This window comes from Paenibacillus sp. JJ-223 (assembly GCF_927798175.1).
GTDB classification, from domain to species: Bacteria; Bacillota; Bacilli; order Paenibacillales; family Paenibacillaceae; genus Paenibacillus; species Paenibacillus hubeiensis.
In genome coordinates, this window is record NZ_CAKMMP010000010.1 from 246,068 (window position 1) to 260,651 (window position 14,584).

16 protein-coding genes are annotated in these 14,584 nt (G+C 53.4%); 15 read left to right on the forward strand and 1 reads right to left on the reverse strand.

The annotated features are described in order from the left end of the window. The first annotated feature begins 36 nt into the window (after positions 1-36). The gene (locus L6H98_RS18850; RefSeq protein WP_236417387.1) at positions 37-627 is read left to right on the forward strand and encodes a DUF2062 domain-containing protein; all 591 of its coding nucleotides are present in this window, start codon (positions 37-39) and stop codon (positions 625-627) included. Here L6H98_RS18850 and L6H98_RS18855 read toward each other — a convergent pair. Beyond that, the gene (locus L6H98_RS18855) at positions 605-1,534 is read right to left on the reverse strand and encodes an AEC family transporter (protein WP_236417389.1); all 930 of its coding nucleotides are present in this window, start codon (positions 1,532-1,534) and stop codon (positions 605-607) included. The two genes, L6H98_RS18850 and L6H98_RS18855, sit on opposite strands and share 23 nt — an antisense overlap. A 176-nt stretch (positions 1,535-1,710) precedes the next feature. On the opposite strand from L6H98_RS18855, the gene L6H98_RS18860 reads away from it, so the two are divergent. The 14 genes from L6H98_RS18860 to L6H98_RS18925 all read left to right on the forward strand — a co-directional run bounded on the left by L6H98_RS18860 (position 1,711) and on the right by L6H98_RS18925 (position 14,444). Further along, positions 1,711-2,793, forward strand: a complete 1,083-nt coding sequence (locus L6H98_RS18860) for a lactonase family protein (RefSeq protein ID WP_236417390.1) — start codon at positions 1,711-1,713, stop codon at positions 2,791-2,793. Positions 2,794-2,982: 189 nt separating this feature from the next. Further along, positions 2,983-3,471: a pyruvate kinase gene (locus L6H98_RS18865; RefSeq protein ID WP_236417393.1), complete on the forward strand. Its 489-nt coding sequence runs from the start codon at positions 2,983-2,985 to the stop codon at positions 3,469-3,471. A 21-nt stretch (positions 3,472-3,492) separates the two neighbouring features. After that, the gene (locus L6H98_RS18870) at positions 3,493-3,978 is read left to right on the forward strand and encodes an NTF2 fold immunity protein (protein ID WP_236417395.1); all 486 of its coding nucleotides are present in this window, start codon (positions 3,493-3,495) and stop codon (positions 3,976-3,978) included. Between the two features lie 99 nt (positions 3,979-4,077). Continuing rightward, a complete protein-coding gene (locus tag L6H98_RS18875) occupies positions 4,078-4,446 on the forward strand; it encodes a hypothetical protein (protein WP_236417397.1) in 369 nt (122 codons plus the stop codon). 238 nt (positions 4,447-4,684) lie between these two features. Continuing rightward, entirely contained in the window at positions 4,685-5,317 is a 633-nt protein-coding gene (hxlA, locus tag L6H98_RS18880; RefSeq protein WP_236417399.1) for a 3-hexulose-6-phosphate synthase, read from the forward strand. A gap of 5 nt (positions 5,318-5,322) precedes the next feature. Beyond that, positions 5,323-5,886 carry a 6-phospho-3-hexuloisomerase gene (gene hxlB / locus L6H98_RS18885; protein WP_236417402.1) on the forward strand — a complete coding sequence of 188 codons (564 nt, stop codon included), beginning with the start codon at positions 5,323-5,325 and terminating at the stop codon, positions 5,884-5,886. 170 nt (positions 5,887-6,056) lie between these two features. After that, complete coding sequence (locus L6H98_RS18890; protein ID WP_236417404.1) at positions 6,057-6,413, forward strand: helix-turn-helix domain-containing protein; 357 nt, start codon at positions 6,057-6,059, stop codon at positions 6,411-6,413. 221 nt (positions 6,414-6,634) lie between these two features. Then, positions 6,635-8,440: an oligoendopeptidase F gene (gene pepF / locus L6H98_RS18895; protein ID WP_236417406.1), complete on the forward strand. Its 1,806-nt coding sequence runs from the start codon at positions 6,635-6,637 to the stop codon at positions 8,438-8,440. Between the two features lie 45 nt (positions 8,441-8,485). Further along, a complete protein-coding gene (locus L6H98_RS18900; protein ID WP_236417407.1) occupies positions 8,486-8,956 on the forward strand; it encodes a DUF2500 domain-containing protein in 471 nt (156 codons plus the stop codon). A 225-nt stretch (positions 8,957-9,181) separates the two neighbouring features. After that, positions 9,182-10,675 carry a rhamnulokinase family protein gene (locus tag L6H98_RS18905; RefSeq protein WP_236417408.1) on the forward strand — a complete coding sequence of 498 codons (1,494 nt, stop codon included), beginning with the start codon at positions 9,182-9,184 and terminating at the stop codon, positions 10,673-10,675. Between the two features lie 2 nt (positions 10,676-10,677). After that, on the forward strand, positions 10,678-11,439 hold the full coding sequence (locus tag L6H98_RS18910; protein WP_236417409.1) for a DeoR/GlpR family DNA-binding transcription regulator: 762 nt from the start codon (positions 10,678-10,680) through the stop codon (positions 11,437-11,439). A 44-nt stretch (positions 11,440-11,483) separates the two neighbouring features. Next, positions 11,484-12,212 (forward strand): (Fe-S)-binding protein, encoded by a 729-nt coding sequence (locus L6H98_RS18915; RefSeq protein WP_236417410.1) that lies wholly within the window; start codon positions 11,484-11,486, stop codon positions 12,210-12,212. Continuing rightward, positions 12,209-13,726: a LutB/LldF family L-lactate oxidation iron-sulfur protein gene (locus L6H98_RS18920; protein ID WP_236417411.1), complete on the forward strand. Its 1,518-nt coding sequence runs from the start codon at positions 12,209-12,211 to the stop codon at positions 13,724-13,726. The genes L6H98_RS18915 and L6H98_RS18920 overlap by 4 nt, the downstream gene beginning before the upstream one ends. Then, positions 13,716-14,444 carry a lactate utilization protein C gene (locus L6H98_RS18925; RefSeq protein ID WP_236417412.1) on the forward strand — a complete coding sequence of 243 codons (729 nt, stop codon included), beginning with the start codon at positions 13,716-13,718 and terminating at the stop codon, positions 14,442-14,444. Before L6H98_RS18920 ends, L6H98_RS18925 begins: the two co-directional genes overlap by 11 nt. The last annotated feature ends 140 nt before the right edge of the window (positions 14,445-14,584 follow it).

Sequence of the window (14,584 nt, forward strand, 5' to 3'; positions counted from 1 at the left end):
TTTGTCGTTATTTGTCGAACTAAGGGGAAGCACGGCATGAACACACAAAAACGGAAATCGACCCGGTTGGCCCGCCTCGGGCGTGCGCTCAAGCTCAATTTCGTGAAGCTTTTGCGTGCACCGGGAGGCGCCCATAAGGTGTCCATCGGATTTGCTCTTGGTTTTGGCCTGGAGCTGATTGTCATATCGACGGCATCCCTGATCTACCTTGCATTTTATCCGATCGTACGGTTGTCCGGCGGTTCGTTGCCGGCAGCTATCGTTGGCAACGTGATCGGCAAACTTACGTTTTTGCCCATTTTGCTTATGCCTTTGGCGAAACAGATTGGGTCATGGATTTTGCCTGCCCATGGCATGGGACAGGGAGCTTTGCATGAAAATGCTTTTATGGAGCTGTTCCGCGGCAATTGGTTTGCATTGAAGGAACTGTTGCTTGGGGGGTTGGACATTTTGGCAGGCATGTCCGTCTTCGGGGTGTTATTGGGATTTGTTTCTTACTTCGTGGTGAAGATATTGTATGTACGGGCGCTCAGACGGCGCCATGAACGCAGGCTGGAGAAGCGGCGCCAGGCGGCGGCTTCCCACACGCCCGCATCATTGCTGATCAGGAAACAGCCACAATCATAAAGGGCAGGATGGCCATCGAAGCAATGGTTGTCCACAAAATGCAGCGGGAAACGAACTGCGGGGACGCATTGAATTGCTCAGCCAAAATGACGGCATTGACTGCCGTCGGCATGGAGGACAGGATGAGCAGCACGCTGAACAGCGTTCCTTCCACTTGGAGTGCTTTCAAGATCGCGTAGGACAACAGCGGCGCCGCAGCCAGGCGCATGGCAATCCCCGTCCAGAAGGCACGGCGCACGTTGGCGGGCCAAGGTTCTGACGTACCGCGCGGGCGCAGCATTTGGGCACCCAGAATGGCTAGTACGACGGGTGCATAACCGGCAGCGATCATGCTAACGCCGCCGTCGACGGCTTCGGGCAGATGCAGATCAAACGTCCTCAGGATGATGGCGATGACCGCCGCATAGATGGATGGCATGCGAAAGACGGACAATGCGGCTTGTTTGCCCGAAAATTCCGATCTTGCGGCAAAAAAGATGCCCAGCGTATTCACGATGATGATCTGTCCGATGACGTATACGGAGGCTTTGTCCAGCCCCAGTTGTCCGAAAGCAAGCAGCACCAAAGGCAGCCCGTAGTTTACGCAGTTGGTAAACGTGGATACGAGCGTGAGTCCTGCTTTTTCGCTGGCTTCCAGCCGGAACATGCGGCTCAGCAGGGCGGCGAGCAGCCAGAGGGCAAGCAGGTTGAGAATCGAGAACCAGAGGGTTCCCCACACGTCGGTCCACGTAATTTCGGCATGTAGCAGTGTATCAAAGATGAGCGCCGGGCTCAAAATATACAGGGAAAAAGCGGACAGGGGACGCGTATCCCAATTTTTGAATTTTTTCAGCAGCATGCCTCCGATGACCGGAAGCGAAATGGGCAAAAATACGTGGTACAGTGTCAATAAAAATGAGTGCAACAAATCCGTTTCAATCCCTTCTCTAGTTGGAAAAGCCTATCCCATCATAGCAGAAAACGGGCTTTTTTCACACGGCCGATCAGGGTGTTCACCGGGAGTCGGATTGCTATTTTGATATGGCAGATTTATTATAGAAGAGGTACAACGAGATTACATACACATACTAGGAGGATACCGTAATGAGTGAAAACAAACGCTTGCTCGTGATCGCCGGCTCTTATGCCGAAACTGAAAATGAGGGCATTTATGCATACGAATTGAATGAGGATACAGGCAGCTTGTCGAAGCTGGACGGGATCTCCGGCGTAAAAAATCCAACGTTCGTCAACGTGGATGCAGCAAACAACAAAGTATATGCCATCGGTGAAGCCGTTTCTGCCGAAGGAAATAAAATGTCCGAAGCGGTAGCGCTCAGCATTGACCCGTCCACGGGCAAACTGGCTCTCGTTAACCGCAATAACTCCTTGACCGCTCCGCCTTGCCATATCCAGCGCGATCCTTCCGGTCGTTATCTGATTCTGTCCAGCTACCATGGTGGGCTTGTTGGGCTGCAATCGGTGACGGACAACGGCGAAGTCGGCGTTCTTCTGGATGAGAAAAAACATGAAGGCCATGGCGCAAACCCTGCACGTCAGGAAAAACCGCATGTGCACTCCGCATTTTTCTCGCCGGATGGTAAATACCTGATGGTACAGGATCTGGGTGCCGACAAAATTGCCATCTACACGATCGATGCGGACAAAAACGAACTCGTGCTGCATAGCGAAACCAAAACGCATCCGGGCGCAGGACCGCGCCACCTGGCATTCCATCCGAACGGCCAGTTCGCATTTGTGATCAACGAAGTGGATTCCTCGATTTCTTCGTATCGCTATGATGCGGAAGCAGGCACTTTGACCGAGATCGCCAGCGTGTCGACCTTGCCAGACGGCTATGACGGCGCTGAAAATACGACGGCTGAAATCGTCGTTTCCAACGACGGACGTTTCGTGTACGGTTCCAACCGTGGTCACGACAGCCTGGTCGTATTCGCGGTGAACGCGGAGACGGGCCATCTGACGCATGTGGAGACAGTATCCGTTGAAGGGCAGCATCCGCGTCACTTTGCTTTGACCCCAAGCGGCAAGCTGCTGATCGCGGCTAACCGCGACACCAACAACATCGTTACCTTTACGGTGGACCAAGAATCGGGCCGCCTGAAATATACAGGCCACAGCACAGGGGTATCCAAGCCTGTATGTGTTAAACCGGTATACCTGTAAGCAAGTTTGAGCATATAACGCTTAGATGAGGTACCCTGCCTAATAGGCAAGGGGTGAATTATTCAAGAGGCCGCTCTCTTCCATCGCGAAGGGAGTGGCCTTTTGTGTGGATTCATTTGAGATGTATCCAAAATGTAAATATCAGGTCAATTTCATTGTGTATGGCATAATAGATTGTTAATATAGAAAATGTTGGATATTCCAAACCCGTTCAACTTGGATCAGATCCATGATCGGTTAACCAAGAAGTATCGTGCCGAAAAGGTCGATTTGGAGCGGTTCTCGTACTTACGCAATGATCCTTATGCCGGATTTGATCAGGCCGTAGGGGCCTATGTGTTTGAGGACAAACAGGCCATCAAGGAATTGATTAAATTGAACAAGGATGATGACATTGATTATGAAACGATGGAATTTGCCTTGATAATGGGATCAACATTATGTGGAATATCGAATTTGTTGGTTTTTGAAATCGATGTATTTTACGGTATGGAAGAAGAGGAAATGGTACTCGGCAACTTGCGTTTTGAGGAATATTTGATCGTCCTTTATTTGACGGGGTACATTCAGTTCGACAATGATCCACTTTTGGATGATTTGATGGCCCGATGCAGAGAAGGATATTATCTCAGGCACTTCGGGATGCAAGATGGTTTCGAGAGATATTTGTACAAATAAAGCTCTAGAGGGTGATTCAAGATGGATTTCATGGAACATTGGGAGCGAATGATCCAAGAGCAAGAGTTGGAGCGCGATCGTCTTCGAGTCCATCAAATTACGGTACAAGTCGACGATAAGAAAAAAAGCAAACATCACGTCCGCAAGAAAAATTCGGTCATCGAATACGGTTTGGTGGAACGGGATTTACACGATGAAAATTTGCTTGGCAGACACCAGCTTTATTTTGCCGATCGGGAAACTCTTGCCCAGCAGGACCGGATGAAGGTGAAAACTGCGTTTGGCGAGCTGGGTAATGAACACGCTGCTGCATCTGCTATCTTTCCATATTTGGCGGAGCACTTTCCTCGCTTTCTGGAGGAGACGCCGTTCGCGATTAGCTATAATCCGTTTGCGGAAGCATGGATAATTGAAGGAACACTCCCTCCAGGAACGATGGGAGGCGTCATTTACATTGCTCTTGCCAAAGAGGACGGGACATTGCTTATGATGTTTGGTACCAAATAAAGACGAGAGAACGCTTTACATGAATAGAAGACTGCCGTAATCCATTATCGGACCCCACTCCGCGTTCCGAAACAATCGATACGAAGGAGAGGAAAAGGGATGAAAAACATTTGCGCTGCTTGCTTCATGGTTATGTTGATGATGTTCGGAGCAGGCTGTTCCAGCTCCCATTTGTACACGTACGCAGGTGAAAGCGAGAACTGGCGTGCCAACAGCACAATACAAGGAAACGACGATATCCTGAGCTATCGCTATACGATTCAATATATCGGGGAAGACGCTGGCACGATCGAACGGATCAAATACAAATTCATCAGCAGAAACATCAGCGTGCGAGAGGATTTGCCTTTTGACCCCGTGATCGAACGGCGAGGTGATCAAATCACAGCGGTGTTGGATGAACCCGAATTTGTTCTGGAGATCGATTGGAATGGACGAACGGAGCGAATCCAGGTCCAGAAGCAATAATGGAAGGCATGAGTTCGAAGTGAACTTGTGCGCTTAATCGTTTCGTATAACAACGAAATATGGTCAATAGTTTCGTGCAGGTAACTACATCACTTCAAAGTGCGTACTTCCAGAACGGAAAGTTCGGTCCTACAATGATGAAGTGAACCAAATGAACATTGCATGCATCGGGTGAACGTTCAACGTGCAAGCTAACCCATTACCCATTATAATCGAACGACAAAAGGAGACCATACTTATGAAATTGCAATTGGCACTGGACCTCGTAAACATCCCTGACGGAATCGCGCTTGTGAAAGAAGTAGAACAATACGTGGACATCGTCGAAATCGGTACGCCGATCGTCATCAACGAAGGTTTGCATGCCGTAAAAGCTATGAAAGAAGCATTCCCGAACCTGGAAGTGCTGGCTGACCTGAAAATCATGGATGCGGGCGGTTACGAAATCATGAAAGCAGCTGAAGCAGGTGCCGATATCGTAACGGTTCTGGGCGCAACGAATGATTTGACGATCAAAGGTGCCGTAGAAGAAGCGAAAAAACAAAACAAACAAATTCTGGTGGACATGATCAACGTGGCAGATCTGGAGAAACGCGCGCGTGAAGTTGACGCTCTTGGCGTAGATTACATCTGCGTGCACACAGGCTATGACCAGCAGGCTGCCGGCCAAAGCCCGTTCGAGGATCTGCAAACGATCAAACGCGCGGTAACCAACGCGAAAACGGCCGTTGCAGGCGGCATCAAACTGGAAACACTTCCAGAAGTCATCAAGGCCGGACCGGATCTTGTAATCGTGGGCGGCGGCATTACAGGCGCGGCTGACAAAGCAGCGGTTGCGTCCGAAATCCAACGTTTGGTCAAACAAGGTTAAGCGGAATGGGCAGCAGACAACATGCGGCTGACATTCTGAAAGAGCTGGAGCGCACGCTCAGCCAAATCGACGATGCCGAAATGCATGCCATGGCCGAGCACATTCTTCAGGCCGGGCAAGTGTTCGTAGCCGGGGCAGGCCGCTCGGGACTCATGGGCAAAGCGTTTGCTATGCGGCTTATGCAGATGGGGATGCAAGCCTATGTGGCCGGCGAAACCGTGACGCCAGGAATTGGCCCGAATGATCTGCTGCTGCTCTGCTCCGGATCGGGTGAGACAGGCAGTCTGACGCTGATGGCAAAAAAGGCTGCGGCCGCCGGAGCGAGAGTGGGGCTGATCACGATCAAGCCCGAATCCACGATCGGCCAATGGGCTGACACGACCGTTCGAATCCCGGCCTCGGCCAAGGAAGAGACGGCCTCGTCCGGATCGGCTATCACGAGCCAGCCGATGGGTTCCCTGTTTGAGCAGGGACTGTTGTTAGGCATGGACGCGTTGGTGCTGACACTGATGGACATGAAGGGCATGACCGGAGCGGACATGTTCGGCAGGCACGCGAACCTGGAGTAGCATAAAGGCGGATCGGAATCCCGAAAAAAAGTCGGGACTCCGATCTTTTTTTGCGTCCCCAAATAGCAAGGGGCATGAACGACGATGGCGCTTTGCATCCGCTGCTTGCTATAGTAGAATGAAGATACTGTTTTTATTCGCATAACGAAAGAGGATGGGAGGCTCGGAGAATGGCAGCCGAAGTCAAGGAAAGAATCAACTTGAAGGAAATCAACTGCGAAAAAGAGCTGACCCTTGCCGTGATCGGCGGCAAATGGAAGCTGATAATATTGTGGCATCTCGGCTTGGAAGGCACCAAGCGTTTCAGTGAGCTGAAGCGTCTGATCCCCCACATTACGCAAAAAATGCTGACGAACCAGCTGCGCGAGCTGGAGGAAGACCAATTGATCGAGCGCAAGGTTTATGCGGAAGTTCCTCCACGGGTGGAATATTCATTGACTGATCATGGACAGAGCCTGATGCCCGTGCTGCACGCCATGTACGATTGGGGCAAAAATTACGGGGAAAACGTCATTTGGAAATCGTGAGCCGTCATCATAAGTCGGATTTATAGAGCAACGAAGCGCGATAAGCAAAGCCGCAGGAGGGAATTCATTCCCGTGATCCTGCGGTTTTTTTCATCAACATGACCAATGAGCTGCAGCAGCCGTGCCGGATTTCAGAGGGTTCAATGTAGTAATGTCAGGTATTCATGATCCGAATATGATAGGATGAGAGTATTGGAAATAAAAGGAGGATCAGATATACAATGGACAAGATACGTACACGAGCAGAAGTAAGTCTGGAATCGACATGGAATTTGCAGGATTTGTTTGCCACCGACGAAGCATGGGAAAAAGAAATCCGTTCGCTTCCGGAAGCGGCGACCGCGATCATCGAAGCGTTCCAGGGACGCCTCGGTGAAGGCCCTGAACAGCTGCTTGGCTGCCTGGACGCCCGCGAAGCGCTGCAGGAACGGATTGGCAAGGCAGCGGCCTATGCCCGCCTTAAACAGTCGGAGGACAGCACCAACCCGGTGAATCTCGAAAACGCTGCTATAGCGGGCGATATCGTATCGGGCCTGTCGTCCTCGTTGTCGTTCATTTCTTCCGAAATCAGCGATCTTCCCGATGGAACGATGGAGAGGTATATCCGTGAATTGCCGGCGCTTGAGCCGTATGCCCGCAGTTTGGAATTGCTGCTGAAGGAAAAGAAGCATCGCCTGTCGGCAGAGACGGAGAAAGTGCTTGCCTCGCTCGGAGAATTCATGGATTCGCCTTATCGCATTTATTTGCGAGGCAAACTTGCCGACATGACATTTGACCCCGTGACGGACGGGGAAGACAATGAGCGGCCGCTTTCCTGGTCATTCTATGAAAATAATTACGAGATGTCCGCGGACACTGAGCTCAGACGTTCGGCATATACAACCTTTGGGGCGAAGCTGAACGAGTACAAAAACACGTTTGCCGAGGCATATGGTGCCGAAGTGAAGAAACAGGTCGTTTTGTCCCGGTTGCGCGGATATGAAGACGTCACGGAGATGCTTCTTCATCCGCAGCAGGTAAGCAAAGAGATGTACAATAACGTGCTCGACATCATCCAGGCAGAGCTGGCACCGCATATGCGCAGGCTAGCCGCGCTCAAAAAGAGGGAGCTCGGCTTGGACAAACTGATGTTCTGCGACCTGAAGGCACCGCTTGATCCGGAATTCAGCCCTGCCATTAGTTATGAGGAAGCTTGCGAATTGATTCAAGAAGCGCTCGCTGTGCTTGGTCCCGAATACAGCGAGATCGTATCGCGGGCATTCAGCGAGCGTTGGGTGGATTATGCGGACAATGCGGGCAAATCGACGGGGGCATTCTGCTCTTCGATTTACGGCGCGCATTCCTACATTCTGGTCTCCTGGGCGAACAACATGCGCGGAGCATTCACGCTGGCGCACGAAGTGGGCCATGCCGGCCATTTCATGCTGGCCGGTCGTTACCAGCGAATCACGAATACCCGTCCGTCGCTCTATTTCATTGAAGCTCCATCCACGATGAACGAAATGCTGCTGGCAGACCATTTGCTGAAGCGTTCCGACAATCCGAGAATGAAGCGCTGGGTCATTTCGCAATTGTTGAACACGTACTACCATAATTACGTAACCCATCTGCTCGAGGGAGAGCTGCAGCGCCGGGTGTATGCACGCGCAATGAAGGATGAGCCTGTAACGGCCAAGCTGCTGAGCCAGCTCAAAGGGGAAGTTTTGTCCGAATTCTGGGGGCCGGATCTCATCGTGGATGAGGCCGCCAGGTTGACCTGGATGCGGCAGCCTCACTACTACATGGGATTATACCCGTACACCTATGCGGCAGGGCTGACGGCATCGACGGCTGCAGCGCAGCAGATCCGGGAGCAGGGACAGCCTGCGGTGGACCGCTGGCTCGAAGCACTCAAGGCAGGAGGCAGCCTTTCTCCGCAGGAACTGATGAAGTTAGCGGGCGTCGACATGACCAGTCCCGATCCAATCCGTACCGCGGTAGCTTACGTAGGCAGCCTGGTGGACGAACTTGAACGTCTGTATTCCTGATTAGGCTCATATAGTTATACGGACAAGATCAGCAGGGAAGGGACGATGATCATGGACGGTTTCGGCGTTTTCGACGATATGAATGATGTTCCCGGTTTTGAAGGAAATGGCGGCTTTTTTTCCCAAGTCAACGAGTTTAACACCATGCAGACGTTCGGCACGATCTTTATCGGCGCTGTGTTCGTGATCATCGCAGTCACGATCGGTTATGCCATTATCTCCGGATTGCGCAGCTGGTCTTCCAACAATGCGTCACCTCTTCTGACCTTGCATTCCACCGTCGTGGCGAAGCGTACAAATGTCAGCGGGGGGGCCGGGGACACAGGGACATCGACCTCGTACTTCCTGACCTTTGAGCTGGATAACGGCGAGAGAATAGAATTTCGCGTCAGCGGCAGCGATTACGGCCGGATCGTTGAGCAAGACCAAGGGATGCTGACGTTTCAGGGGACCCGCTTCAAGCATTTTGAACGCGAGGAACAGACGCAATCCGATGTCGGACATGGACAATTTTAAGCCAATGGTTGGGACAAGAACGGCTCTTCTTTGGAAAGGGCCGTTTTTGTGATGCCCAAAAGAAAACAAATCGCAGGGTATTCAAACGCTTACAATGATGTTATACTCATAAAATAAAGTTAAACAGTATTAAACAAAAATAAACAAACAATAAATCGCAGAAAACGTAACAGAATGAAGACTGATTTTTCTGAAATCAAAGAATGAGAAAGGGCGTGGAGAGCAGTGAGTGTGCTGGCATACGATTTGGGCGCCGGCAGCGGGAGAGCGCTGCTGGGTCATCTGAATGACCGGGAAATGGAAACGGTGGAAGTCCATCGTTTCAAGAACGAGCCCGTAAAGGTCGGGGACCGGATGTATTGGGATATTTTGCGTTTGCATCATGAACTGCTGACCGGGCTTACGCTGGTCAAGCAGCGCGGGGAACAGCCGGAGAGCTTGGGAATCGATTCATGGGCCGTCGATTTCGGGCTGATCGGGAGCCACGGCGAACTGCTGGGCAATCCGTATCATTACCGGGATACGCAATTTGGCGGCATGATGGAACAAGTGTGCAAGGAGCTTGGTCGGAAGGCGATTTTCGAAAAAACGGGCATTCAGTTCCTGAGCTTCAATACGCTCTATCAACTGGCTGCGCTGCGCCGCGGCGGTTCGCCGCTGCTGGATGGAGCGCAGCGATTCCTGATGATCCCTGACCTGCTGCGTTATTTCCTGACCGGAGATGCAGTGAACGAGTTCACCAACGCCACGACGACCCAGATGTACAATCCCATCTTGGGAGATTGGGATCGCGACTTGCTGGCGCACATCGGTGTGGCAGAGCATTTGTTCGGAAAAGCGGTCATGCCGGGTACCGGAGTTGGACAGCTGCGCGGCAGCATCAGCGGTGATCTGGGCATTGCACGCATTCCTGTCGTCGCCGTAGCGGAGCATGATACGGGCTCTGCCGTCGTTGCAGTCCCCGCTACGGAGCGTTCGTTTGCGTATCTGAGCTGCGGAACATGGTCCCTGATGGGGACGGAGCTCGATCGGCCGGCCATTAGCGAAGAGAGCTTGGCGCTTAACTTTACGAATGAAGGCGGTGCCGGGGGCACATTCCGGCTGCTCAAAAACATTATGGGTCTGTGGATTTTGCAGGAAAGCATGCGGGAATGGGAGCGCGAGGGGCAGGCGATCGGTTATGCCGAATTGTTGCAGCAGGCGGAGAATGCAGCTCCGTTCGCGAGCTTGTTCGATCCCGACGATGATCTGTTCCTGCCTGCTGGCGATATGACCAGCCGCATCCGTGAATACTGCCGCCGCACAGGCCAGGTTGAACCGCAAGATCAAGGCGCGGTTGCGCGTTCGATCCTGGAGAGCCTGGCCCTGAAGTACCGCATCGTGCTGGAATGGACGGAGCGTTTGTCCAAACAATCCTTTGGCGGATTGCATATGGTTGGCGGCGGCATCCAGAACCGGTTGTTATGCCAGTGGACGGCCAATTCGATCGGCAAGCCGGTATGGGCAGGGCCGGCCGAAGGCAGCGCGATCGGCAACATGGCAGTGCAATGGATCGCCAGCGGAGCGTTTAAGGATATTTGGGAGGCGCGCCGAGTCATTCGGGATTCGTTCCCGGTGAAGGAGTACGAGCCGGAGCAGCGCTCCGTCTGGGACCATGCATACGGCCGATTCCTGCAGGTGACCGGCCTGGCCCAATCGCGTACCGGGAGCGAGGTGTAGCCATGCTGGCGGCAGAGCGATACGACCGGATCGTCGAGCTGGTGAACCTGAACGGCAGCATGCGCGTATCCGAACTGAGCGAGCGCTGCCGCGTCACGGAGGAAACGATCCGGCGCGATCTGGACCGGCTGGAACAGGCCGGACGGCTGCGCCGGTCGCACGGCGGCGCCGTCAGCGTCAAAGAAGACCAGCCTGAAATTCCTTACCGGGTGAGGGAAACAACGCAGGCCGAGGAGAAAAAGCGGATTGCCCATGCGGCGGTCTCCATGATTGAACCGGGGGACCGGATTTTGCTGGATGCCAGCACCACCGCCGGGTACATGGCCGCCAGCATGCCGGACATCCCGCTGACGGTGCTTACCAACTCGATTCAGGTGGCGACGGAGCTAAGCAGCAAGGACAAGATCGAGGTCATTTCCACCGGCGGACAGCTGGCGCAGCGGTCGCTGTCCTTTGTCGGGCCGCTTGCGGAACGTTCGCTGGAGACGTACCATGTCGACAAATTGTTTTTGTCCTGCAAGGGCGTTCATCCGGAAAGCGGCAGCATCAGCGAGTCGAACGAACTTCAGGCCAGGCTGAAACAGAGAATGGTTGGCATATCCGATCAAGTCATTCTGCTGGCCGACGCCAGCAAGTTCGGCGTTCGGGCTTTTGCCAGAGTGACCGGGCTGCAGGCCGTGCATAACATTATTACGGACCAGGTGCCCGATCCTGAAATGCTCGAACGGCTAAAGGTTTACAACATTACGATCACCACCGTATAGATGCGGTGCAGGAAATTATCAATCCATAATGGGAGCGTGTAATCATGAAGGTCTCCTTGTTCATTACCTGCCTCAGCGATGCCATCTATCCCCGTGTGGGGGAAGCCATGGTCAGATTGCTCGCCGCTCACGGCATACGGCTGGAGTTCCCGCCGATACAGACGTGCTGCGGCCAGCCTTCCTACAACAGCGGGTATTGGGATGAGACGCGGGCAGCGGCCAAAACGATTCTGGAGGCGTTTGACGACAGCGATTTCGTCGTATGTCCTTCCGGGTCGTGTACGTATATGATCCATCATTATCCGGAACTGTTCGCAGACGATCCGGTATGGCTGGAGAAAGCCAAAGGTTTGGAAGCAAAGGCTTACGAGTTCACGCAATTTCTGGTGAACGTGCTCGGCATCACCGATCTGGGGGCCCATTTTCCCCACAAAGTCACGTATCATCCGTCCTGCCATGGCAGCAGGCTGCTCGGGGTGAAGAATGAGCCGTTGGCGCTGTTGAAGGCGGTCAAGGGGCTTGAATTCGTCCCGCTTCCGTTTGCGGAGGATTGCTGCGGCTTCGGGGGCACGTTTGCCGTGAAAATGCCGGACATTTCCGGCGCGATGGTCACGGAAAAGGTCGACCATGTGAAAGAAACCGAGGCCGAGGTGCTTGTCGGATTGGACATGGCCTGTTTGATGAACATTGCGGGCAATTTGCGGTACCGGAATGAGCCGGTGCGTGTCATGCATCTGGCCGAATTGCTGTATGAGGGGGTGAAGACAGGATGAGCCAGGCAGGACCTATGGAAGTGACGGTCAAGGAGCGGGCGGAGCTTGCGCTGAACGACGACTTTTTGCGAAAAGCGGTCAAGTTCACGACCGAGCGATTGCGCAATGGCAAGAAATCAGCGTCGGAGGAGCACGGCAATTGGGACGAATGGCGTGAGCGCGGACGGCAAATCCGTCTGCACACGATTGCCCATTTGGACTACTATCTGAACCAATTCGTGGATAATGCCCGGGCGAACGGAGTCCATATTCACTTTGCGGACACGTCCGCGGAGGCTGCCGCGATTGCCCTGAACATCGCCGCGCACAAACAGGCGTCTTCGGTCGTCAAGTCGAAGTCCATGGTTTCCGAAGAAGTGCATTTGAACCATGCGCTGGAATCGGCCGGCATCGAAGCGATCGAGACCGACCTTGGCGAATATATTATTCAACTGGCAGGGGAAGCGCCCTCGCATATCGTCATTCCGGCCATTCACAAAAACCGATACCAGATTGCCGAGCTGCTCTCGAAGGAGGCTGGCGAGACGCTGGAGCCGGATACGACCGTGCTTGCAGGATTTGTGCGAAAGAAACTGCGCGAGAAGTTTTTGGAAGCGGATATCGGCATGACGGGTTGCAATTTTGCGATTGCGGAGACGGGTTCCATGGTGCTGTTCGAAAACGAGGGCAATGCCCGCATGGTATCGACCGTGCCGAAAACGCAAATTACGCTGATGGGCATGGAGCGGATCATTCCTTCCTGGACCGATCTGGAGGTCATGGCAACCCTGCTTCCGCGTTCGGCAACGGGCCAGAAGCTGACGATGTACATGTCCGGCATTACGGGCCCGCGCCGCTCTGAGGACGGCGACGGTCCGGATGAGATGCATATCATCATCGTCGACAATGGCCGCTCGCTGCAGCTGGGCAATCCGGAGTTTCAAGAGCTGCTGAACTGCATACGCTGCGGCGCTTGCCTTAACGCGTGCCCGGTATATCGGCACATTGGCGGTCATGCCTACGGCGGCACATACAGCGGACCGATCGGCGCGGTGCTGACGCCTGCCCTAAATGGCAACATTGACGAATGGAACGATATCGCAAGCGCATCCAGTCTGTGCGGGGCTTGTTATGAGGCCTGTCCGGTCAAAATACCGCTGCACGACATGCTCGTATACCTGCGCAGGCGCAAGGTGGAGAGCGGGAATGGCAACCGGTTGGAGGGCCTTGGCATGAAGGGCTTTGCCGCGGTTGCCTCCAACTCCAAACGGTTTGCTGCCGCAGTCCGCATGGGCCAGATCGGCCAGAAAGCCGTTGTGCGCAATAACGGCATTTCGCTCAAATTGGGTCCGCTCAAGGGCTGGAATACGTATCGCGTTGCGCCAAGCCTGGCCAAACGATCCTTCCGCCAGGAATGGAACAGGTTGGATGAGGAACTGAACCGGCACCCCAAAGAAATGGATGCCTCTGTCAAGCAGCGCATGGAACGGATTTTGCAGGAACGCGAAAAAGGAGGCGGGGGGCATGCACACTGAGCATCAGGATTGGCTTGCCGCTTTGGAGCGAAAGTCGCGCGAGAAACAGGAGAAATTCATGAACGGCATCGCATCCAGGCTGGGCAGACCGAGGCAGATGCAGGCGCCTGTCCAGCCTTTCCGCGGCGCTCCGACATTCTGGAACAAGCTGGAGTGGGACACGGAGAAACGCATTCAGGCGTTCACGGACAATTTTGTCAGCGTCGGGGCCCATATTGCGAGAGTGCCGAGCATGGAGGAAGCGGCAGGTTTCATCGTTGGCAAGGCGCGGGAGCTTGGCGCAAAATACATCATTCGGCAAAACGAAAAAGAGCTTGAAGATTTGGCGCTTGAATCGAGCCTCGAGCAGGGCGTTAGCGTATCCGTATGGAATTCGCTGCCTGAAGAAAACTGGAGAGCCCGCGCCGCCGAAGCGGACATCGGCGTGGTCATGGCGGATTATGCCACGGCGTATACCGGCTCGGTGACGGTGTTGTCCTCCAAGGACAAAGGGCGCTCGGTCAGCCTGTTACCCACGGTTCTCATCCTGATCATTCCTGTGGATCGTCTATATACAAGGCTGGGCGAGACGCTGAGTCGATTTGACGAAGTCGGAAGGGAAAATCTCCCGGCAGGCATTCATTTCATTTCGGGGCCAAGCCGTTCATCGGATATCGAAAATGACCTGACGATCGGCGTGCATGGACCGGGCATCGTATACGGACTCATCGTAGGATAGGACTAAGCAGATTACGGACGTTTTTGAAAAAACAAATGAAAAACGAAGCAGCCTATGAAGCAGCGAAAGTCATGCTCGGTAGGCTGTTTTGTTAATCGATTTATAGGTTTTGTCTATTATAATTATATATTATATATATT